At 55.6% G+C, this 21,186-nt stretch carries 15 protein-coding genes and 2 pseudogenes; 8 read left to right on the top strand and 9 right to left on the bottom strand.

Features of this window, described 5'->3' with window-relative positions:
* Nucleotides 1-68: 68 nt before the first annotated feature.
* Both xerC (ACYZT1_RS08240) and ACYZT1_RS08235 read right to left on the bottom strand, forming a co-directional pair.
* Nucleotides 69-1,166 (bottom strand): site-specific tyrosine recombinase XerC, encoded by a 1,098-nt coding sequence (gene xerC / locus ACYZT1_RS08240; protein WP_462018489.1) that lies wholly within the window; start codon nt 1,164-1,166, stop codon nt 69-71.
* 12 nt (nt 1,167-1,178) lie between these two features.
* The gene (locus ACYZT1_RS08235; RefSeq protein WP_462018488.1) at nt 1,179-4,220 is read right to left on the bottom strand and encodes a CHC2 zinc finger domain-containing protein; all 3,042 of its coding nucleotides are present in this window, start codon (nt 4,218-4,220) and stop codon (nt 1,179-1,181) included.
* Nucleotides 4,221-4,319: 99 nt separating this feature from the next.
* On the opposite strand from ACYZT1_RS08235, the gene ACYZT1_RS08230 reads away from it, so the two are divergent.
* Entirely contained in the window at nt 4,320-4,709 is a 390-nt protein-coding gene (locus ACYZT1_RS08230; protein ID WP_462018487.1) for a helix-turn-helix domain-containing protein, read from the top strand.
* A gap of 647 nt (nt 4,710-5,356) precedes the next feature.
* On the opposite strand, the gene ACYZT1_RS08225 is transcribed toward ACYZT1_RS08230, so the two are convergent.
* Both ACYZT1_RS08225 and ACYZT1_RS08220 read right to left on the bottom strand, forming a co-directional pair.
* Nucleotides 5,357-5,755 (bottom strand): DUF6911 family protein, encoded by a 399-nt coding sequence (locus ACYZT1_RS08225; RefSeq protein ID WP_462018486.1) that lies wholly within the window; start codon nt 5,753-5,755, stop codon nt 5,357-5,359.
* The gene (locus ACYZT1_RS08220; protein ID WP_462019208.1) at nt 5,755-6,186 is read right to left on the bottom strand and encodes a cytidine deaminase-like fold-containing protein; all 432 of its coding nucleotides are present in this window, start codon (nt 6,184-6,186) and stop codon (nt 5,755-5,757) included. Before ACYZT1_RS08220 ends, ACYZT1_RS08225 begins: the two co-directional genes overlap by 1 nt.
* A gap of 162 nt (nt 6,187-6,348) precedes the next feature.
* Between ACYZT1_RS08220 and ACYZT1_RS08215 the strand changes: the two genes are divergently transcribed.
* Nucleotides 6,349-6,672, top strand: coding sequence for an addiction module antidote protein (locus tag ACYZT1_RS08215; RefSeq protein WP_462018485.1), 324 nt, complete (start codon nt 6,349-6,351; stop codon nt 6,670-6,672).
* Between the two features lie 373 nt (nt 6,673-7,045).
* On the opposite strand, the gene xerC (ACYZT1_RS08210) is transcribed toward ACYZT1_RS08215, so the two are convergent.
* The gene (gene xerC, locus ACYZT1_RS08210; protein ID WP_462018484.1) at nt 7,046-8,143 is read right to left on the bottom strand and encodes a site-specific tyrosine recombinase XerC; all 1,098 of its coding nucleotides are present in this window, start codon (nt 8,141-8,143) and stop codon (nt 7,046-7,048) included.
* A 12-nt stretch (nt 8,144-8,155) separates the two neighbouring features.
* The gene (locus tag ACYZT1_RS08205) at nt 8,156-11,185 is read right to left on the bottom strand and encodes a CHC2 zinc finger domain-containing protein (RefSeq protein ID WP_462018483.1); all 3,030 of its coding nucleotides are present in this window, start codon (nt 11,183-11,185) and stop codon (nt 8,156-8,158) included.
* Nucleotides 11,186-11,284: 99 nt separating this feature from the next.
* Between ACYZT1_RS08205 and ACYZT1_RS08200 the strand changes: the two genes are divergently transcribed.
* Complete coding sequence (locus ACYZT1_RS08200; protein ID WP_223472342.1) at nt 11,285-11,677, top strand: helix-turn-helix domain-containing protein; 393 nt, start codon at nt 11,285-11,287, stop codon at nt 11,675-11,677.
* 434 nt (nt 11,678-12,111) lie between these two features.
* Here the strand turns inward: ACYZT1_RS08200 and ACYZT1_RS08195 are convergent, their stop codons facing one another.
* Nucleotides 12,112-12,570: a hypothetical protein gene (locus tag ACYZT1_RS08195; RefSeq protein ID WP_462018482.1), complete on the bottom strand. Its 459-nt coding sequence runs from the start codon at nt 12,568-12,570 to the stop codon at nt 12,112-12,114.
* Entirely contained in the window at nt 12,571-15,594 is a 3,024-nt protein-coding gene (locus ACYZT1_RS08190) for a DUF637 domain-containing protein (RefSeq protein WP_462018481.1), read from the bottom strand.
* Between ACYZT1_RS08190 and ACYZT1_RS08185 the strand changes: the two genes are divergently transcribed.
* Together ACYZT1_RS08185 and ACYZT1_RS08180 are read left to right on the top strand one after the other, a co-directional pair.
* On the top strand, nt 15,556-15,885 hold the full coding sequence (locus tag ACYZT1_RS08185; RefSeq protein WP_462018480.1) for a hypothetical protein: 330 nt from the start codon (nt 15,556-15,558) through the stop codon (nt 15,883-15,885). The two genes, ACYZT1_RS08190 and ACYZT1_RS08185, sit on opposite strands and share 39 nt — an antisense overlap.
* A 417-nt stretch (nt 15,886-16,302) precedes the next feature.
* Entirely contained in the window at nt 16,303-16,575 is a 273-nt protein-coding gene (locus tag ACYZT1_RS08180) for a hypothetical protein (protein ID WP_462018479.1), read from the top strand.
* A 168-nt stretch (nt 16,576-16,743) separates the two neighbouring features.
* On the opposite strand, the gene ACYZT1_RS08175 is transcribed toward ACYZT1_RS08180, so the two are convergent.
* Complete coding sequence (locus tag ACYZT1_RS08175) at nt 16,744-18,090, bottom strand: DEAD/DEAH box helicase (RefSeq protein ID WP_462018478.1); 1,347 nt, start codon at nt 18,088-18,090, stop codon at nt 16,744-16,746.
* Nucleotides 18,091-18,282: 192 nt separating this feature from the next.
* Between ACYZT1_RS08175 and ACYZT1_RS08170 the strand changes: the two are divergent.
* The 3 genes and pseudogenes from ACYZT1_RS08170 to tnpB form a co-directional block, all read left to right on the top strand.
* A pseudogene (locus ACYZT1_RS08170) lies at nt 18,283-18,987 on the top strand (mechanosensitive ion channel family protein); the annotation flags it as partial.
* 1,039 nt (nt 18,988-20,026) lie between these two features.
* A pseudogene (locus tag ACYZT1_RS08165) lies at nt 20,027-20,728 on the top strand (transposase); the annotation flags it as partial.
* An 83-nt stretch (nt 20,729-20,811) separates the two neighbouring features.
* Nucleotides 20,812-21,171, top strand: coding sequence for an IS66 family insertion sequence element accessory protein TnpB (gene tnpB / locus ACYZT1_RS08160; protein WP_412041168.1), 360 nt, complete (start codon nt 20,812-20,814; stop codon nt 21,169-21,171).
* Nucleotides 21,172-21,186 lie beyond the last annotated feature (15 nt).

Raw genomic sequence — 21,186 nt, 5'->3', positions numbered from 1 at the left:
CGGTGGCCACAAAACATTTCCTGTCCTAAAGATGACTCGGGTTTATCACTCGACCCGCAAGATGTTTGTCAGGCCTGATCGCTCTCTTCGTCCGCTTCTTCGTCCAGGGCAGTTAACAGGGCTTCGACGGGGTCATCTGGCAAGGTTTCAACCATGGCTTCGCTGGCCGTGTTCTGTCGTTGCAACCGTGCCGGATGGGTCGCGGTGTGAATCTCCTTGAGCGCCCGGATACTGACCTGGGTATAAATCTGCGTGGTGTTCAGGCTGACATGTCCAAGCATGGCCTGGATGAAACGAATATCGGCGCCGTTCTCCAGCATCAGCGTGGCCATGGTGTGACGGAACAAATGGCAACTGCCACGCTTGCCGATGTTGGCTCTTTCGATGTGTTCGCGCACCAATTGCGTCAGTCGATTGGGGCTGAATCCTTCGCCCTGCTGGGTCAAAAACAACGTGCCATCGTCCTGGCCCAAAACAAAATGGGGCCGGACGTCATCGCGGTATTTGGTGATCCAGGCCAGAGCCCGTTCACCAATGGGAATCATCCGGTCTTTTTTGCCCTTGCCCTGGCGAATCATCACCGTACCGCGCTCGTAATCGATGGCGCTCCAGCTCAGGCCAATCAGCTCCATGCGGCGCATGCCGGTGCTGTAGAGGGTTTCGAGCATCGCTCGGTCGCGGATGCCGGTCGAGGTTTGGGTGTCTGGCACATTGAGGATACGTTCGGCTTCATCGCTGCTGAGGATGTGTTTCGGCAAGCGCTGTTCCATCCTCGGTAGATCAAGGTCAGAGGCCGGGTTGTACAGGATTCGATTGGTTTTGGTCAGCCACTTAAACCAGACCCGAATCGGCGTGATGCGCACCGTCTGACTACGAGCCGACAAAGCTTCACCATCGGCCTTTCGGTATAAAAACAGATGACGCTGGTAGCGCTCCAGAATCGGTCGGGTGATTTCCTGGGGACGGGTCAAACCTCGTTCATCACACCAGCGGATAAACGCAATCAGCAGGCTTTCGCGGTTGCCCACGGTGCGCTCGGAATAACCCCGTTCACGCTGGTATTGCAGGAACTGTTTCATCTGAAAATACAGGCTGCCGGGGTCGCCCAGCGGGCCGATGATTTGTTCCGAAACACGCTGTTTTTTGCTCTCGCCTTTTTTCGGCATAACCACCTCGACTTAGACGGCGCTGGACAACGCGGAGTGGTTTTTTTGTGGCGGCTGGATCAGTGGTTTTTGATTCAGGCCGACCGCTTTCGGCTCAAGGCCAGAAACGGCGTGGCTTTGCGCGTGGTTCAGGGTGTCCGACTGACTACCGACCATGGCCCGGCCTGAGTCCGACCGTTTTTCTGAATCCCCCGACCGAGCGGATGTGTTGTCGAGTTGGTCGGCATCGATCAAGCCCATCAGGTGCGGTTGGTTGCCACTTTTGCCGTCATACGTGAGGGTGTATTCATGGGCTAACCCCTTGCGGTGCAGCAGCAGGTATTCCAGTTCGGTCAGTCGGCCCAAATGGATTTTTAACTGGGTATCACCCCAGCCAGTGGCCTCGCGCACGTCCTTGCGGCCAAAGCGAAACTCTTTTTCTTTGAGTCCCTGCGCCTGACTTCGGGCCTCGACCCAGCCTTGCAAAAGCTCCAGCAACCGCCGCGTTTGCGGCGGTAGTTCGTCCAGGGTGCGCCCAAGAATGTCGTGGGCCAGCCGATTGGCCAACACGATGTCGCCCTTCGTGACCTCGATGTAAGCCAACGACTTGCCTCGGTGCTCGATGTGTTTGACCGGGCGTTGATGCTGATGCAGCAAGGCAATGCAGCGAATCAACGTCAGGTATTTCATGTGGTCACGCCGGGTGCGGGTTTTGTCCGAAAGAAAGGTCAACTGATCGGCGAACGGATTGACCACGGCCACGGTTTTAATCAGACGCTGGGCGTTTTGATGCAGGCGAGTAATCGCCTGTTTTTCAGCGTCAGCCAGCAGGCCGTCGAGGGTTTGTTTTTTACGTTGGGCTGCGTGAATGGCTTCGGTTTGTTCGCGGCTTTCGTTGATGGTCAGCACCAAACAGCGGTTGAGCAACTCTTCGTCCACGTCGATCGCGGTGGTGGTAAGCATCAGCATCACCGGGCCTTTGACCGTGTATTGCTTGGTGATCAAGTTGCCGGTGGCTTCGTCCTTACCGGTGCTGGCAATGGTCAATTCGCCGTCCGATTGCAGCAGTTTCAGGGCATAGGCCGCTTGTCGCACACCCTCTTCTTCGGCGATGGCCAGGATCTTGTGTTGCAGATCCGTTTCGCCAAGATAAAAAAGACTCTGGCCGGTCATGGCGCTGTACTGGATACGTTCTTCTTCCGGCATCAGATTTAGAACCGCGTCCATCAGGCTTGATTTACCGGCCGCGCTCGATGACTGAATTAAGACAGCCAACGGCTGATCCAGTTTTCGGGAAACGGCGGCCAAGTACCCGGCCAGCAGGTTGTAGGATTCACCGACGACACCGCAACGGGTCAAATCGGCTTCGATGCGCTCGATCAGGTTCGGCGCACGCAACAGGTTCAACGCGGCCAGTTCATCCTCCGCGCTCAGCGTCGGCGTGGGATTTTTCGGAGCCAGTGCCGCCTGGATTGTCGCTTCCTGCAAACCTTCCAGCTTGAGCAACAACTTGCCCAGGTCGCGCTTGATAATTTCTTCCGGCACGCCCAGCTCGATGCTGGCCTGTTTCAAATAGCTATACCGGGCTTTGGCCGCATACAAATCAAAACTGTCCACGTAATAGGCCGCTTCGCGGCCCATTACGTGCTCTTCGGCGACCTCGCGGCGCACCTGCACATTGACCCGCATTTGCTCCGGGCCGAGGTTCTTTTTCCAGCCACGTACCCGCCATCGGCGGTCGGCCACGGCCAACAACAGATCGCCCTGGGCGTTTTCCGAAAACTGATCAGCCTGCGTTTCCGACTCGGGAATTGGCCCACCAACAACCAAGGTTTCCGAATCGGAAACGCCCGGTATCGGTGGCAACTCGGCGGTTGCCTGCGGCGCAGCGGCTAAAGAAAAAGAGGTTTCTGACTCGACCGAAACCGGCGTGCCTTTGCCCTGCCACAGCGCCTGTTGCAGCAGTTCGCCCAACGCCTGGGCCGGATTTTCCACCTGCAAGGCGAAAGCGTTAGCGTCCATGCCTTGCGGAAACAACACACGAAACACTTCGATGCCGGCAGCGCGTAATTCCTCGGCCAGTTTTTCTGCCGCTGCGTCTCCCGCAGGATCACGGTCGAAAGCAATGATTACCCGCTGGGTGCCGTGGTGTTTCAGGGCCTGCCAGTGGTCTTGAGAAAAACCATTCACGCCATAGGCGCTGATCACATTGCGAAAACCTGCACACCAAAAGGTCATGGCGTCGATCAGCGACTCACAGAGAATGATTTCCAGGCTGGCCAACAACGCCGCTTCGTTCCAGACTCCGCGCAACGGCGTGGCCAAGTACAAATGCCGAGATTGGTTAGCCGGAATTTTATTGTTCGGCTGCATCCGCCGTCCGTAAAGCTGCATCACTCGCCCTGCCTGCTCCGGCTGCGCGCCGTCCTCCAGACCCAGCACCGGCACGACCAGACAACCGTTCAAATGTTCGTGTCCGGTAGAACGCAAAACCCCTAAATCTTGCAGGTGCTGTCGCACCTGCCGACCCGCCTGGGTATGCCCTGCGGGCAAGCGATACGTCAGGGTTTTATTGGCATAGCCGAGTTGAAAATGTTCGATCAGCTCGGGATGGTTAAGACCGCGAGACTCCAGATAGGCCAGCGCTTCGGGCGATTGCTTGAAATTGGCGTGATAGAACTCGGCCACCGAACGCAGCAGCGCCGCGGCTTCAAGATCAGAAGAGCCCGCCGCTAAAGAAGGGAGGTGTCGAGCGTGGCTGCGTGTCACACCGACTTTTTCCGTGTTCTCCAGCGGCGCGTCGTTGCGCAGCAGTTGGACTGCGTGCGGCAACGACACGCCTTGGGTTTTCATCACCCAATCGAGCACCGAACCTGCGGCCCCGCAGCCAAAGCAGTGATAGAGATTTTTCTCCTCGGAGACTGACAGGCTGGGTGTGCTTTCGTCATGAAACACGCAGCACACCACCCAGTCCTTCCCGCGCTTTTTCAACTCATGACCCTGCGACTGGATCAGCCGAACCAGCGACACCTCACGTTTGAGGCGTTCCAGTTCGGCTTCGGGGAGGCGGGCCATCGGGTTTTCTCCAAAATACGTCAACGCTCGTTTGAGGTTTTATTTTAATACCTTATACTGTGTCAAAGTCAAACCTTATCAGAGACAGGGCATACAGTTATGGAATCCGAAACGATCTGGTTCCTACCCATGCATTTCCCAACACGCCTGATTCAGCTGCGTAAGGCTGCCGATCTCACCCAGCAAACTCTGGCTGACACCGCGTCAGTACACGTCAATCAGATTCGGCGTTATGAGGCAGGGACGGCGCAACCAACCTTAGAAGCCCTTATCCGGCTTGCTCAAGCGCTGCACGTCAGTCTGGATGATTTGGTGTTCGCAGAAGGGGAACGCGGGCCGTCCGACGATTTGCGCCTACGTTTCGAGGCCGTCAGTCATATGCCCGAAGCTGAGAAGTCGGTAATCAAGGCACTGCTTGATGGGATGATTCTCAAGTACCAGGCATCGCGAATCATGGGGACGGACAGCGGTAATAGAGCCAACAGCTAAAGAAAAAACACAGCTACAGCCACCGTATACAAGCTGTAGTCGCTCAAACACAGGAATGGCGTGGCCTACAGCCAAAGCTGTAGTCGCTTGGCAATACAATAAAAAATCCAGAGATTGGATTAAGCCCATATAGATCAGTACATTACGTTCACCCGTAGGGTGCGTATGGTGTATAGCAAAATGGCCGGGGTTCAAGGGCGGCCCAATACCTCGAAAACCGCACCGGTTTAAGGGCAAACACCGGCCAGAGGGTCAATTCCTTCGCCAGCGGCTTGACCGCTGGCAGCGGTAGCCGAGAAGTAGCAGAAAGAAAGCAACTCGATAGCAGAGAGATAGCAACAGATATCCGATAGATAGCAGCCAGATAGCACAAAAGAAGCAGTTCGGACGGCGTGATGCACAGTCGCCTTCAAGCAACTCAAAAGCAACACATCAGCAACTGAAAAAGAACAGAAAAACAACACGAGACAACAGAAAGAGAACACCTGACAACCGAAAAGCAACAGGCAGTTACCGCCTGGCGCTGACCGCAGGTAAAACAACACCGCTGCAAGGGCGGTGTTGAGTATTCAAAGGGAGTGTTTCTGGTCTATCGTAATTACTCCATCAAGTATTGCAAAAAATATATAGGGGGCAACCTAGGTGGTTCAACTCAATAGTTCCAAGCTAACATTACCTATAAGGAAAAACTCCTCAAATGCCTCTTTTACAATAGAGAAATCTAAGCAGACCAGCTCACCGCTCCAAATATCACCTAAAATCTCATACTCACTATTCTTTAGCTCTGGGTTTAAATAGGAACGTACAACATAATCCGTTCCATCATCTTCACCGAGGGATAAAATATACTTACCTTCATCCGAAAAAACTTGCAGGAACTGTGGACCTGTATCTGGACCACCTACAATACCTAAGGTTAGAGAACCTTTCCCCCTCTTAACTTTATCGAGATAGCAGTCAACATCTTGCCAAACTGGGAATTTTTTATTCCCACCATTAGCCTGATCACCGACGCCAACCACCCACGACAAAGAATAATTTTTCATCAATCCAACTCTTTAATAGAACGCATGCCGGGCTTCCAATACAGAGTTTTGCCCGTAGCAACTTCATTAATTTCAAGAGACTTTAAGCCAGCTTTTTCCGCCGCTGCTGCAATATCCCCTCGGCAATAACCGCAAACAGCCTGCCCCTCAACTTTGAGAGTCATAGCCGCCCCTTGGGTTTTCCCAGCATTATAAGCTTGCTGTATGACTCCAATTTCAGCATGTGCAGTTACCATATTTGCATTTGGCAAAGGTTTACCAGATGACTCTATTTTTGTATTTACACGATCAGCTATTAGTGTCCCAGCTTTTGCTTGAGAGCCGGGCCTCGCCGTCTGGTTAACATCAGTGAACGCCTGACCACCAATCTTACCTTCCGCCGTTACTTTCGGAGCAGTAGCTTTTGCACCAACAGTATCACCCGACGCGATTTTCGTTGTCTACACGCGCAACGCCAGACGTGGCGCGGCCTGCACACCGGTCGGATCAGGTGGCGCGCTGTCACCCCACAAAACCACCCCGACGCGGGTTTTGAATCCGTTTCAACACGCTCAATACGCTATTTTAAATTTCTGTCACACGAGCCATTTCCCATGCCCGAGCTACTTATGCCATACGATCCAGCGCACGCCATGACCGACCCGCAAGCGGTGGCCATCTTTCTCACGGATGCGCTTCAGACGGGTGATGCAGGTTATGTCGGCAAGGTATTAGGCATGGCGGCACACGCCAAGGGCATCGGTGTAATCGCCGAAGCAACAGGGCTTACACACGATCAGTTGGAAGGTTTTTTCAGCGCCGGTGACACCCTGCGCTTGGACACGCTGCTGGTGATCGTGCATGCGCTCGGCGTGAAGCTGACCTTCTGCCCTATCGACTCTGATGAGCCTGCATGCAGTGGCGAAGTACCTGGCTGATGCCCGTTCGGTAGCCCCTGACGATGCGGTGGCGTAGCCGCCGTGTCGGCTGGGGCCAACAAGCGCAGCGCGTTAGGCTTTGGATCTAAGGGGTATCGGGGCGCTGCCCTGATCGGGGTTTTGGGGAGACCGACTGCGTGCAGGCGGTGGCCACAAAACATTTCCTGTCCAAAAGATCACTCAGGTTTATCGACTCGTAGAGGCGGCTTTGGGGTTTCAAAGGACACACCTTTGGCACCGGATGTATACATCCCTGGCGTGCCTGTATTTTTTGCCGTTGATTGAGGCCGCTGCGCGGCCTGTGGGGCTGTCAGGTATTTGTAGGGAGGTTGTCAGGCATTTGTCATGGTTCTTGATGCTTGTCAGGCGTTTGTCAGGCCTGATTGCTCTCTTCTTCCGCTTCGGCGTCCAGAGCGGTTAACAGAGCTTCGACGGGGTCATCTGGCAAGGTTTCAACCATGGCTTCGCTGGCCGTGTTCTGTCGTTGCAACCGTGCCGGATGGGTCGCGGTGTGAATCTCCTTGAGCGCCCGGATACTGACCTGGGTATAAATCTGCGTGGTGTTCAGGCTGACATGTCCAAGCATGGCCTGGATGAAACGAATATCGGCGCCGTTCTCCAGCATCAGCGTGGCCATGGTGTGACGGAACAAATGGCAACTGCCACGCTTGCCGATGTTGGCTCTTTCGATGTGTTCGCGCACCAATTGCGTCAGTCGATTGGGGCTGAATCCTTCGCCCTGCTGGGTCAAAAACAACGTGCCATCGTCCTGGCCCAAAACAAAATGGGGCCGGACGTCATCGCGGTATTTGGTGATCCAGGCCAGAGCCCGTTCACCAATGGGAATCATCCGGTCTTTTTTGCCCTTGCCCTGGCGAATCATCACCGTACCGCGCTCGTAATCGATGGCGCTCCAGCTCAGGCCAATCAACTCCATGCGGCGCATGCCGGTGCTGTAGAGGGTTTCCAGCATCGCCCGGTCACGGATACCGGTCGAGGTTTGGGTGTCCGGTACATTGAGGATACGTTCGGCTTCGTCACCGCTGAGAATATGCTTTGGTAAGCGCTGCTCCATCCTCGGTAGATCGAGATCGGAAGCCGGGTTGTACAAGATGCGATTGGTTTTGGTCAGCCACTTGAACCAGACTCGAATCGGCGTGATACGCACCGTTTGGCTGCGCGCTGACAACGCTTCGCCGTCGGCTTTTCGATACAAAAAAAGATGACGCTGGTAGCGCTCTAAAATCGGTCGGGTTATTTCTTGTGGCCGGGTCAGACCTCGTTCGTCACACCAGCGGATAAACGCAATCAGCAGGCTTTCGCGGTTGCCCACGGTGCGCTCGGAATAACCCCGTTCACGCTGGTATTGCAGGAACTGTTTCATCTGAAAATACAGGCTGCCGGGGTCGCCCAGCGGGCCGATGATTTGTTCCGAAACACGCTGCTTTTTGCTCTCGCCTTTTTTCGGCATAACCACCTCGACTTAGACGGCGCTGGACAACGCGGAGTGGTTTTTTTGTGGCGACAGGGTCAGTGGTTTTTCGTTCAGACCGACCGCTTTCGGCTCAAGGCCAGGAACGGCGTGGCTTTGCGCGTGGTTCAGGGTGTCCGACTGAGTACCGACCATGGCCCGACCTGAGTCCGACCGTTCTTCTGAATCCCCCGACCGGGCGGATTTATTGTCGAGTTGGTCGGCATCGATCAAGCCCATCAGGTGCGGTTGGTTGCCACTTTTGCCGTCATACGTGAGGGTGTATTCATGGGCTAACCCCTTGCGGTGCAGCAGCAGGTATTCCAGTTCGGTCAGTCGGCCCAAGTGGATTTTCAACTGGGTATCCCCCCAGCCAGTGGCCTCGCGCACGTCCTTGCGACCGAACCGAAACTCTTTTTCTTTGAGTCCCTGCGCCTGACTTCGGGCCTCGACCCAGCCTTGCAAAAGCTCCAGCAACCGGCGTGTTTGCGGTGGCAGTTCGTCCAGGGTGCGCCCAAGAATGTCGTGGGCCAGCCGGTTGGCCAACACAATGTCGCCCTTCGTGACCTCGATGTATGCCAAAGATTTTCCGCGATGCTCGACGTGTTTGATCGGGCGTTGATGCTGATGCAGCAAGGCAATGCAGCGAATCAGCGTCAGGTACTTCATGTGGTCGCGCCGGGTACGGGTTTTGTCCGAAAGAAAGGTCAGTTGGTCAGCAAACGGATTGACCACCGCCACGGTTTTGATCAGCCGCTGGGCGTTCTGATGCAGCCGGGTAATGGCCTGTTTTTCGGCGTCGGCCAGCAGGCCGTCGAGGGTTTGTTTTTTACGTTGGGCTGCGTGAATGGCTTCGGTTTGCTCGCGGCTTTCGTTGATGGTCAGCACCAAACAGCGGTTGAGCAGTTCTTCGTCCACGTCGATCGCCGTGGTGGTGAGCATCAGCATCACCGGGCCTTTGACCGTGTATTGTTTGGTGATCAAGTTGCCGGTGGCTTCGTCCTTGCCGGTGCTGGCGATGGTCAATTCGCCGTCCGATTGCAGCAGTTTTAGGGCATAAGCTGCTTGGCGTACGCCCTCCTCTTCGGCGATGGCCAGGATCTTGTGTTGCAGGTCCGTTTCGCCGAGGTAAAAAAGACTCTGGCCGGTCATGGCGCTGTACTGGATGCGTTCTTCTTCCGGCATTAGGTTGAGTACAGCGTCCATCAGCGAGCTTTTGCCCGCCGCGCTCGATGACTGAATCAACACCGCCAATGGCTGATCCAGTTTTCGGGAAACAGCAGCCAAGTACCCGGCCAGCAGGTTGTAGGATTCACCGACGACACCGCAACGGGTCAAGTCCGCCTCGATGCGCTCGATCAGATTGGGCGCACGCAACAGGTTTAATGCGGCCAGCTCGTCCTCCGCGCTCAGTGTTGGTGTGGGATTTTTCGGGGCCAGTGCCGCATGGATTGAGGCTTCCTGCAAACCTTCTCGCTTGAGCAACAACTTGCCCAGGTCGCGCTTGATAATTTCTTCCGGCACGCCCAGCTCGATGCTCGCCTGTTTCAAATAGCTATACCGGGCTTTGGCCGCATACAAATCAAAACTGTCCACGTAATAGGCCGCTTCGCGGCCCATTGCGTGCTCTTCGGCGACCTCGCGGCGCACTTGAACATTGACCCGCATTTGCTCCGGGCCGAGGTTCTTTTTCCAACCACGCACCCGCCATCGGCGGTCGGCCACGGCCAACAAAAGATCGCCCTGGGTGTTTTCGCTAAAAGTTTCCGATTCGGAAACTGGCCCCGCTACCGTCAAAGTTTCCGAATCGGAAACACCCGGCACCGGTGGCAACTCGGCGGTTGCCTGCGGCGCAGCGGCTAAAGGAAAAATGGTTTCTGGCTTGATCGAAACCGGCGTGCCTTTGCCCTGCCACAGCGCCTGTTGCAACAACTCGCCCAGCGCCTGGCCCGGGTTTTCCACCTGCAAGGCGAAAGCGTTGGCGTCCATGCCTTGCGGGAACAACAAACGAAACACTTCGATGCCGGCAGAACGTAATTCCTCGGCCAACTTTTCTGCCGCTGTGTCTCCCGCTGAATCACGGTCAAAAGCAATCACCACCCGCTGGGTGCCATGGTGTTTCAGGGCCTGCCAGTGATCTTGAGAAAAACCGTTCACGCCATAAGCGCTGATGACGTTGCGAAAACCCGCACACCAAAAGGTCATTGCGTCGATTAGCGATTCACAGAGAATAATTTCCAGATTGGCCAACAACGCCGCTTCGTTCCAGACTCCGCGCAACGGCGTGGCCAAGTACAAATGCCGAGATTGGTTAGCCGGAATTTTATTGTTCGGCTGCATCCCCCGTCCGTAAAGCTGCATCACTCGCCCGGATTGCTCCGGCTGCGCGCCGTTTTCCAGACCCAACACCGGCACGACCAGACAACCGTTTAAATGTTCGTGTCCGGTAGAACGCAAAACACCCAAGGCCTGCAACTGCTCACGCATCTGGCGGCCTGCCTGGGTATATCCGGCAGGCAAACGATAGGTCAGGGTTTTATTGGCATAGCCGAGTTGAAAATGCTCGATCAGCTCGGGATGGTTCAGGCCGCGAGACGCCAGATAGGCCAGTGCTTCGGGGGACTGTTTGAAATTAGCGTGATAGAACTCGGCCACCGAGCGCAGCAGCGCTGCGGCTTCAAGATCAGAAGAGCCCGCCGCTAAAGAAGGGAGGTGTCGGGTTTGGCTGCGCGACACACCGACTTTTTCCGCGCTCTCCAGTGGTGCGTCGTTACGCAGCAATTGGACCGCGTGCGGCAACGACACGCCTTGGGTTTTCATCACCCAATCGATCACCGAACCTGCGGCCCCGCAGCCAAAGCAGTGATAGAGATTTTTCTCCTCGGAGACCGACAGGCTGGGTGTGCTTTCATCATGGAACACGCAGTGCATCACCCAATCCTTGCCGCGCTTTTTCAGCTCATGGCCCTGCGACTGGATCAGCCGAACCAGTGACACCTCACGCTTGAGGCGTTCCAGTTCGGCTTCGGGGATGCGGGCCATCGGGTTTTCTCCAAAATACGTCAACGCTCGTTTGAGGTTTTATTTTAATACCTTATAATGTGTCAAAGTCAAACCTTATCAGAGACAGGGCATACAGTTATGGAATCCGAAACGATCTGGTTCCTACCCATGCATTTCCCCACACGCTTGATTCAGCTGCGCAAAGCCGCCGATCTCACCCAGCAAACTCTGGCTGACACCGCGTCAGTGCACGTTAATCAGATTCGGCGTTATGAGGCAGGGACGGCACAACCAACCTTAGAAGCCCTTATCCGGCTTGCTCAAGCGCTGCACGTCAGTCTGGATGATTTGGTGTTCGCAGAAGGGGAACGCGGGCCGTCCGACGATTTGCGCCTACGTTTCGAGGCCGTCAGTCATATGCCCGAAGCTGAGAAGTCGGTAATCAAGGCACTGCTTGATGGGATGATTCTCAAGTACCAGGCATCAAAAATCATGGGGGCGGATAACAGCAGCCGACCACCCAGTGCATAACCAGAAAAAAAGGCCGATCTGAAAGAGTAAACCGGCCCCCCATACTTCGCTGCTGCGTATAGCAAAAGCTATACGCCATACGTCAGTGTTTATTGGGTGAAACCTGCATTTCGTATTACAAGTGTATAGCAGCACCTAGAAGACATAAACCGGATAACCAATTGATACATATAGAAAATACCCCCCTCGCAAGAGGTGCGTGTTGTGTATTGAGATTTTGCTCCCGTTAAGGAGCGAAAAATCATGCTCAAAAAGGGCGTATTGAGGAGCTAGACCGTAGGTCGTCAGGGTGGGTGCAAAAGGGATGCAACTTGACTGCAGAAAGGATGCAAATAGGATGCAAGAAGGCGGCAAAAAGGGTGCAGATAGGGTGCAAAAAACACCGGCGCAAGGCCGGTGTCGAAAGTGTCAGATCAAGTTGAAACTTCTACAACTCACCAAACCTCATGGGTATCGGCTCTGTAATTCTTTTCAATACGCTCAACAAGCAATGGCGCACTGATAATTCCTCTTGTGGAATGCTTCAGCTCTTCCGAGCTAATCTCTCTCTCCAGCCGAAGTGCTTCGCTTCCATTCCACAGCCAAATAGAGCCTCCCGGCCCGCCATTCCTGGAACGGAACGTAGGAAACACTTGTAACCTTTCGGGAACCGGAACATTTGCCACAACGGATAGAAGGCCTTGATTTACCGCACTTTGAACAACAAAAAATGCGGAAAATTGTGGCTCACCATCAACAACAACCGAAAAATCTTTTGGTTGTTCATTATGAAATCCGGGGAAAACACGAATTAAAAAACCAAATTCAGGATGCTTATGAGTAACTTGCGCATATGCGACACCCTGCGAGGTTAACACCTGCAAAATGTCGCCCAGTTTTACCTTCTTAGCCATTTAAAATCCTTCATATCCAGCTTTTTTCAGCAGCTCGGCGCCACGAATTAAACCCTGCTCATACTTAGTCGGGTTTTTGACAGACGATATAGAGTTGATCTTATTGATTAACGTGCCGCCATCTTTACCAAGGCCATGGTAATCGATCAGTGTTTGCTCGACTGCCCGTGCGTCAGCACGTGAAAGGTTCTGTAAACCCTCTATTCTGTCAATCGTGATGCCTTTTTCTCTGAGGTGAGCTTGACCGCGTTTAACTATGTCGTCGGTTATTCCAACATAACGAGTCACGCCATCAACAACGCAGTTATAAACACAGGTCTTTCCGCCAAAAGAGGCAACCTCACCTGCGCCTTTTGCACCTGCACCAACACCTTTCCCAACGAAAAATCCACCAATGGCTGCAAGGAGTGTACTGTCCCTCTCAGCGGTCTCAGGTGGCGTGCCGTTCATCTCAAGTGACGACTGGATCACCGCCTTACTCAACGTACCTATCGCGCTTGTATTCTGCAACTGGTAACGATGCAGGTCAGCTTTGAACATCGACGGAATGCTGTCATCGAAATACATCTTACCCAAGCGTTCCTGCAGCGAGTTCCTCTCGTGCAGTAGATCACCGTAAAGCTCCACGCACAGCGACGGGGTGGCAGAACATAATCCAGCAAGCGCATCGTCGTCCCTGACACTCTGATCTCTGAATTCCTGCCTGATCTTCTCGCAATTCCCGACAGTCTCACAGTCACGAGCTTTCCTCTCGAACTCGTCCAGCTCTTGGTGCCCCATCAAATTATACTGCGTAGCATTAGCCGCGACCGCCGCCGCAATATCTAAGTCACCACCCGAAGCCGCAGCACCCAGCACACCCACGATCTGCGACAACGCCAGCAAATTGGCACTTGCCTGGTTGTATTCCTTCGAGCCCGGAACGAGGCTCGACGGTAACAGCCTGTCTCCCAACATCCCCACCAGCGCTTCATTGGCGCCGCCGGCAATGGCTCCGGTGCGGAAATCGCCACCCATCGCTTCAGCCAGCAATCCGCCCAAGCCTGCGTGCAGCAGAATCTTGCTCAGGTCGCCCTCTGCCAACGGCAGATCGCCAATGGCGTCCGCGCCAGCCGCACCTCCAATAGCGGCGGCCACGCTCGCAGCGGAAAGGGCGAGATTGTCCTTCAGGCTGCCGCCATAGACCGCGGTTTTGATCAGCGCATCGGCGGTGATCTTGACTGCGACCTTTTGCATGCTTGCGGCATCCAGCCGAACCGTGCCCGGATCGTAGTTGAGCCCTTGCATGACGCCCGCTGTTGCGGCGGCGGTCGCGTAGCTTTTGAGACTGTCTGTTGAAGTGACGTCTTTAACCACTTTGCCGAGATTGCCGCGGTTGTCGATGGTGCTGACAGTTGCCTTTGTCGCAGCGGTTACCGCCACGGCCTGCAACATCGCATTCATCCCGGCCATCATCGGGCCCATGACCGCAGCCAATGCAATCGCAATAATCAACTGCGCCGCCGGGCCTAATCCCGAGTTGCTGTACTTGAACGACTCGTGAATTTCCTTGACTTGACGCCAGTCCACATCGCCGCGAGCTTCGGCCTGTTTGAGCCAGGCCAATTGAGGCTCGGCCTGGACCATCGCATCGATGGTCTGGCTGACGGTTTGTTGGTTGACCTCCTTGATGTCGATCTGCAGACCGTCGACCGCCTTGATGACGATGTCGCCTTTTGCGTTCATTTGGGTCTGGCGCAAGGTTTCATCGGTAGTGCCTTTGCCTTTGGAAGAGTTCCAGAACGCGTCGTTATCACTTTTGGTATGGCTTTCATCATGAAGGTCCTTGACACCTTCGAAGAGGATGGAGCCCCCACTGTCGATAACGATGTCCTTGCCACTGCTGAGCTTCGCCACCTGATACCGCTGATCCCCGCCGCTAACCAGCGTCACGTCCCCACCCGCGGTAATTTCACTGCCGATGTTTTTCACATCGGTCACTTCGTCACGCTTGGTTTTCATCGCGCCGAAAGAGCCCTTTTTCTTCTTGTCGTACAGCGAATAATCGCTGTCTTGCGCTGCAAGAATGTCGAGACGGTCGCCCGCCACCAGATACGCTTCATCGCCAGCCGTGATGCGGCTGGAGATGACCGCCAGGTTTTGCCCGGCACTCAACGCCACATCGCCACCGGCCGTGACGCCGGACATGACCTGGCTGACGTGGTCTTCCTGTACCGTCAGCCGTTTGCTCTTGGACAGGGAGTGTTCCTCGTCCGCGGCGGTGCCGATGGTCAGGTTTTCCGTGGCGGCCATGGCAATGTCGCGCTTTGCATCGATCTGGCTGGCGATGATGTTGATGTCGCGCCCGGCCTCGGCGTACAGATCCCGGCCGGCCGTGACGGTGCTGCCGAGTTGGGTGATGTCGCTGTTGGTGTGCCTGCTGTCCAGGACCACGCTGTTGCTGATTTGGGTGGGGACGATATTGACGTCGCGCCCGGCTTTCAGGGTCAGGTCGCGACCGCTTTGCAGGACGCTGCCAAGGTTGTTGATGTCGCGTCCGGCCGAGGCGCTCATGTCGTTGGCGGCTTCGATGCGGGCAGCGTTGTCGGCATAGTCGGTGTGGCGCTGCCCAGCGAGGTTGTTGTCCTGCGAGGTCATGGTGCGTTCGTTGACGATGTCGCCATTGATCGCGGTGAGATTCACGTCACGGCCTTTGATGATGCCGCCGGCCTTGTTGATGATGTCGTTGCCGGCCAGCAGGTCGAGGCGATTGCCCGCTTCGATCAGTCCGCTGTTGACCAGGTCATTGCCGGCCTGGGCCGACAGGTTGTTGGTGGCGCGCAGGGTGCCGACGTTGTCGAGGTTTTGGCCGGCGATCAGGCTGACGTCTTTACCGGCAATCAGGGCACCATTCGGTCCGAGGCGGTTGTCGGCCTGGGCCAGGTACAGCACCGGCACCAAAACTTTTTCGCCATTCACTTCGTGCTCTTCGAGCCAGACGATGTCGTGGGTCAGCGCCGCGATTTGCTGCGACGTGAGGGTCACGCCCACCGCCAGGTTCAGCGCGTCTTTGCTGGCGATGGCGTTGTTCATCAGGTACTTGAACTGATCCTGGTTGGAGGTCTGTCCATCGATGAACGCCTGACCGGTGCGTGCGGTGACGGCTTGCTGGATGAGGCGCTGTTCGTACAGGCCATCACCCAGGCGTTTGGCACTGATATCGGGGTCGTAGCCCAAGCCCGCGAGCAGGTAATCCGAACTCATGAATTGCTTAAGGTCGGTGAGTACCGGGTTGGTTTCGATCAGGTATTTGTGGCTATTGGGTTGAGTACTTGAACTCGGGACGCCCTGAACCCGCGTGAGGGTTTGCGCGGCGGTCGGGGCGACCTGGGTGATTGCTGGCGAGGTGACGGCCTGCACGGCGTTTTGCCCGGGAAGCACGACGACACCGGGTGGTACCGGCCTGTTGACCGGGGCCACACCTGTTTGCACGCTGGTACCAGCAACTACCGCAGTGGGGCCCGCTGGCACGCCAGCCGCATTACCGACCGGAGTGACGCCCGTTTGGACCTGCGCAATGCGCTCAACCGCAGTGACAGCGGTTTCGCCAATCACGTTCCTGTACACATGCAGGAAGAATCGCTTGCAGCCAGGACGCTTCTCAACAAGCCTCTAACCCGCCACCAAACGGAACTTTCCCCCCACGACCGCCCTCAACCAATCACCCGCCCAAAACGGATCTGAGGCCATTCCATGAAAACTCTTCTCAAGCTCACGCTCGTCGCCACCCTCGCCTGCGCCCTGCCCGCATGGGCGTGCACGCCCGAAGATGCCACGATCAAGCGCGAGCAACTGGCCAAAAGAGTGACCGAGCTCACGCAGCAGAATCCGGCCAAGGCCAAAGAGATCAACGATGAACTGCAGAAGATGGACCTGGACACTGCCAGCAAGGACGTGCCGGACAAGTGCCAGCTGATTGATAAGCGATTGAAGGAGTTGGGTGCGGCGGAGGAGAAGGCCAGCTGAGCCGATAGATGCTGCGCAGCCTCACAGGCTCGACGCTGCTACGGGTGCGGAGTTGCCCAAATGATTGCAGGCTTCGCCAGGTCCTGCGCAGGGATGGGATAGCCTGATTTCGGTGATAAAAAAACCCGGACAATGCATGTCCGGGTTTTTTATTGAGCGAAGAAAGCGTTACTCGGCAGCCGGCGTTTCCGGCTTGCGACGCTTGAGTGGCGCCATGCCGTCCTTGCTCACCAGCGACAGGGCGTCGGTTTTCGGGCGGTTGGCGATCTTGCGCTTGGTCGGTGCCTTGGCACCGGTTTTCTTCTTGTCGCCTTTGGCGTCGACTTTTTTCTTTTTCACACCGACGGCTTTGCCCGAGGCCTTGACCTTTTTCGGTCCGCCGTAGGTGCCTTTGACTTCCTTGATGGTGCGTCGCTCGAAGCTTTGCTTGAGGTAGCGCTCGACGCTGGACATCAGGTTCCAGTCGCCGTGGCAGATCAGCGAGATGGCCAGGCCATCGTTGCCGGCGCGACCGGTGCGGCCGATACGGTGAACGTATTCGTCGCCGCTGCGGGGCATGTCGAAGTTGATCACCAGATCGAGGCCGTCGACGTCGAGACCGCGAGCAGCAACGTCGGTCGCGACGAGTATTTTCACGCCGCCCTGCTTCAGGCGATCGATCGCCAGTTTGCGGTCTTTCTGGTCCTTGTCACCGTGCAGCACGAATGCCTTGTATTCCTGCGCCACCAGGCGGCCGTAGATACGGTCGGCCATGGCCCGGGTGTTGGTGAACACGATGGCCTTCTGGTAGGTCTCGTTGGCCAGCAGCCAGTTGACGATCTGTTCTTTGTGCTGATTGTGGTCCGCGGTGATGATCTGTTGGCGAGTGGTCGCGTTCAGGTCGCTGACGTTGTTCAGCTGCAGGTGCTCAGGGTTGTTCAGGACCTTGGCGACCATTTCGCGCAGGCCAGAACCACCGGTGGTGGCCGAGAACAGCATGGTTTGCTGACGGTTGCTGCATTCTTCCACGAGACGCTGCACGTCTTCGGCAAAGCCCATGTCGAGCATACGGTCGGCTTCGTCGAGGACCAGCACTTCGACTTCTTTCAAGTCGAGGTTGCCCGCGTTGAGTTGCTCGATCATCCGCCCCGGCGTACCGATCAGGATGTCCGGCACCTTGCGCAGCATGGCGGCCTGGACCTTGAAATCTTCACCGCCGGTGATCAGGCCGGATTTGATGAAGGTGAATTGGGCGAAGCGCTCGACTTCCTTGATGGTCTGCTGCGCCAGCTCGCGGGTCGGCAGCAGAATCAGGGTCTTGATGCTGACGCGGACCTTCGCCGGGCCGATCAAGCGGTTGAGGATCGGCAAAACGAAGGCCGCGGTTTTGCCGCTACCGGTTTGCGCAGTCACCCGCAGGTCACGCCCTTGGAGCGCCAGCGGAATGGCCGCTGCTTGCACAGGCGTTGGCTCGACAAATTTAAGCTCGGCCACGGCTTTGAGCAGGCGTTCGTGCAGGGCGAATTGGGAAAACACGGGTGCTACCTCGAAGAAATACAAAAAAACAGCTGCATAGGGTACCGGTTTCGAGCGCGAAGGCCGAGTTTCTTTATACAAACGGCTGCAAACAATGGTGTTTTTATTGCCTGATTTTTCTCCAACCGTCACGCAACGTGTCTTAAATGCTCTAATCGCCCCGTCGCGTCCTATAGAAGAACGGTTTCATTTATGGATATCAAACAGCTTTGGCTCAATGCGCAAGACCTCTGGGGAGCGCTCGATCAGCACCCGCTCCTGCATTCCAGTCTGGGACTGCTGTTCTTGCTGTTAGTCGCGCTGATGCTCGGACGAGTGGCGCGCTACCTGATTCTGCATGCGACCAAGCTGCTCGGCCGCCAGCCGGCGCTGCACTGGATCAACGACTTTCGTCATAACAAGGTGTTTCATCGACTGGCGCAGATGACGCCATCGCTGGTGATCCAGTTCGGTCTGCAACTGGTGCCGGCGCTCGGCAAGACCAGCCTGATTTTTCTTGGCAACGTGGCGATGGCGTTCACCATTCTGTTCATGGTGCTCGCGATCAGCGCGCTGCTCAGCGCCCTGCTCGACATTTATGCACGCACAGAACACGCCCGCACGCGCTCGATCAAAGGCTACGTGCAACTGGCGAAAATGGTCTTGTACGTGTTCGGCGCAATCATCATCGTCGCCACGTTGATTGATCGTTCACCGCTGCTGCTGCTGTCAGGCCTGGGCGCAATGTCGGCGGTGATTCTGTTGGTCTACAAGGACACGCTGCTGTCGTTCGTGGCCAGCGTGCAGCTGACCAGCAACGACATGTTGCGGGTCGGCGACTGGATCGAGATGCCACAGGTCGGCGCCGATGGCGACGTGGTCGACATCACGTTGCACACGGTGAAGGTGCAGAACTACCTGTTACATACAGCCTAAAAACTCTACCTGTTACAAAATCTAAGATGGACAGATACGTAGTGCTAGGCATCGACAAAGTCCGTTGCTTAGTCGATTGGAGCCTTCTAGCGTTGGATTCTAATGTTTAAAGCGACCATGCTCAGAACCATAGGTGCGACAGCGTTGGTGCAGCCAGATAGTCAATTTGTACGCATCGTTCTCATTCGACTACCTGCAATTGAAGGGGCTTTGCGCGTCGGTACAGTTCCTTGGATAAATCGAACTGAAAGCGAATCAGCCCTTGACGTCTTCGAACGAGAGCTCTCCTAGTCAAGGCCTAATGTGAGGTTAGGATGCGACAGAAGCAGCATTTCCGCGTCTAGCCTTTCCATGATTTCCAATGCCAGCGGGTAACCCTGTGGGGAGGCCAGCACTACCCTAGGAATCACCTAGTAATCCACAATCACCACCGTCAGCAGTAACCTTCGCTAGGATCGAGATAAGGCCTAGGATTCGATCATGCCTACTACTGGAAGATCGGAGGCTGCTTGTTAATCCATGGTTGAGGTGCGTAGACGTGCCAGCCAAAGTGGTGGGAATCTACCCAAGGATAGAATCGCTACCTAATTGGCCCCGATGCCTTGAAAGCTCGGTCGTTGCATGATGATGGATTCAAATGTCTTGAAACCGTACATCCAATGTTGAGCGGGCAAAATTAGGAAATGGTGAAAGCCCCCATGAGTTGGACTGCTCAAGCGCTTAGCCCGCCTCAGAAACGCGCTTATGTACTTACTAACATCACTTCGGTTCAGCCGGGCCAGGGACAATTCCTTTGGCAATCAGAAACCTGATAACCGATCTCAGGCACTCTGGCCGTGGTGGCAAAGATGGAGATCCTTCTAGCAAGGATGATGTGCTACACAATCTGATTCGTAGATCTGCACATGCTTGTGCTTCAGATAGATCGCGGGCTGAATCCAGATGGGGCAGTGAACGAGCCCCATGAAAGACAGGACACCGTTTCCCCCTTACGATAAGGGATAGGCAAACGGTTATGTTTATGACTAACAGCAACGATAAGAGTGGAGAGCTTTTGGGCCAGGAGCGGCGGCGCCGCTGCAGCCCAGAGCAAAAAACTGGCCATGGTTCGCGAGAGTCTTGAGCCAGGACAAAGCGTTTCGGTAGTGGCCCGGCGTAACGGCATCAATGCCAACCAGATGTTCCTTTGGTGCAAACTTTACCAGGACGGCAGCCTGTCGGCGGTCAGTGCTGGCGCAGCCGTGGTACCTGCCTCAGAACTGAGCGACGCGCTCAAGCAGATCCGTGAGTTGCAACGGATGCTGGGTAAGAAAACGATGGAAGCAGAAGTCCTCAAAGAGGCCGTGGAAATCGCGCGGTCGCGAAAATGGATTGCGCACTCAACCTTGTTGCCGGGGGGCGACCAGTGAAGCTGGTCAGCGAATGTCTCGGTGTGGCGCGCTCGCAATTAACGGTTCGAATCAAGCAATCGGTTTTGCCCAAAGCACGGCGAAGCAGACCTATGAACGACGCTGAGCTGATGGTTGAAATCCAGCAACAGGTCAGTGAACTGCCCAGCTATGGCTACCGCCATGTCTGGGGATTGCTGCGTCGCGCTCGTGAAAAGCAGTCGCTGCCCGCGATCAGCGTGAAGCGGGTCTACCGGGTCATGCGTGATCACAACTTGCTGCTTGAGCGCCGCCTCAAACAGCAAGTTGTGCCACTTCGGCACGAAGGCCGAATGTATCCGCTCCACGAACCCCACATTCCAAGCGAATAGCTGACAACGGATGCTGTGCTCCCGATTTCCATCAGGAGCCCATCACCATGATGCGTCCCAATGCCAGTGTTGAAAAAGTGTACCTCTACCCCAAACCGGTGGACTTTCGAAAGTCCATCGACGGCCTGGCTGCGCTGGTCGAACTGGATATCAAAGTCGCGGTGTTTGACCCCGTGCTTTTCGTTTTTCTGAATCGCCACCGCAACCGCGTCAAGGTGTTGTATTGGGAGCGCAACGGCTTCTGCCTTTGGCTCAAGCGTCTGGAGTCCGAGCGGTTCAAAACTTCACCCGATGAACTGGATGAGGCCATCGTGCTGACGGTGCAAGAACTGAACTGGTTACTGGATGGGTTTGACCTCTGGCGCAACCGCCCGCACAAGGTTTTGACTCCAAGGTTTGTTGCCTGACGGGTATAATCCAGG

The sequence above is a fragment of the Pseudomonas sp. PB3P13 genome, assembly GCF_054897735.1.
Note: the sequence above shows the minus strand (reverse complement) of the source record. Positions and strands in the feature narration are given on the sequence as shown.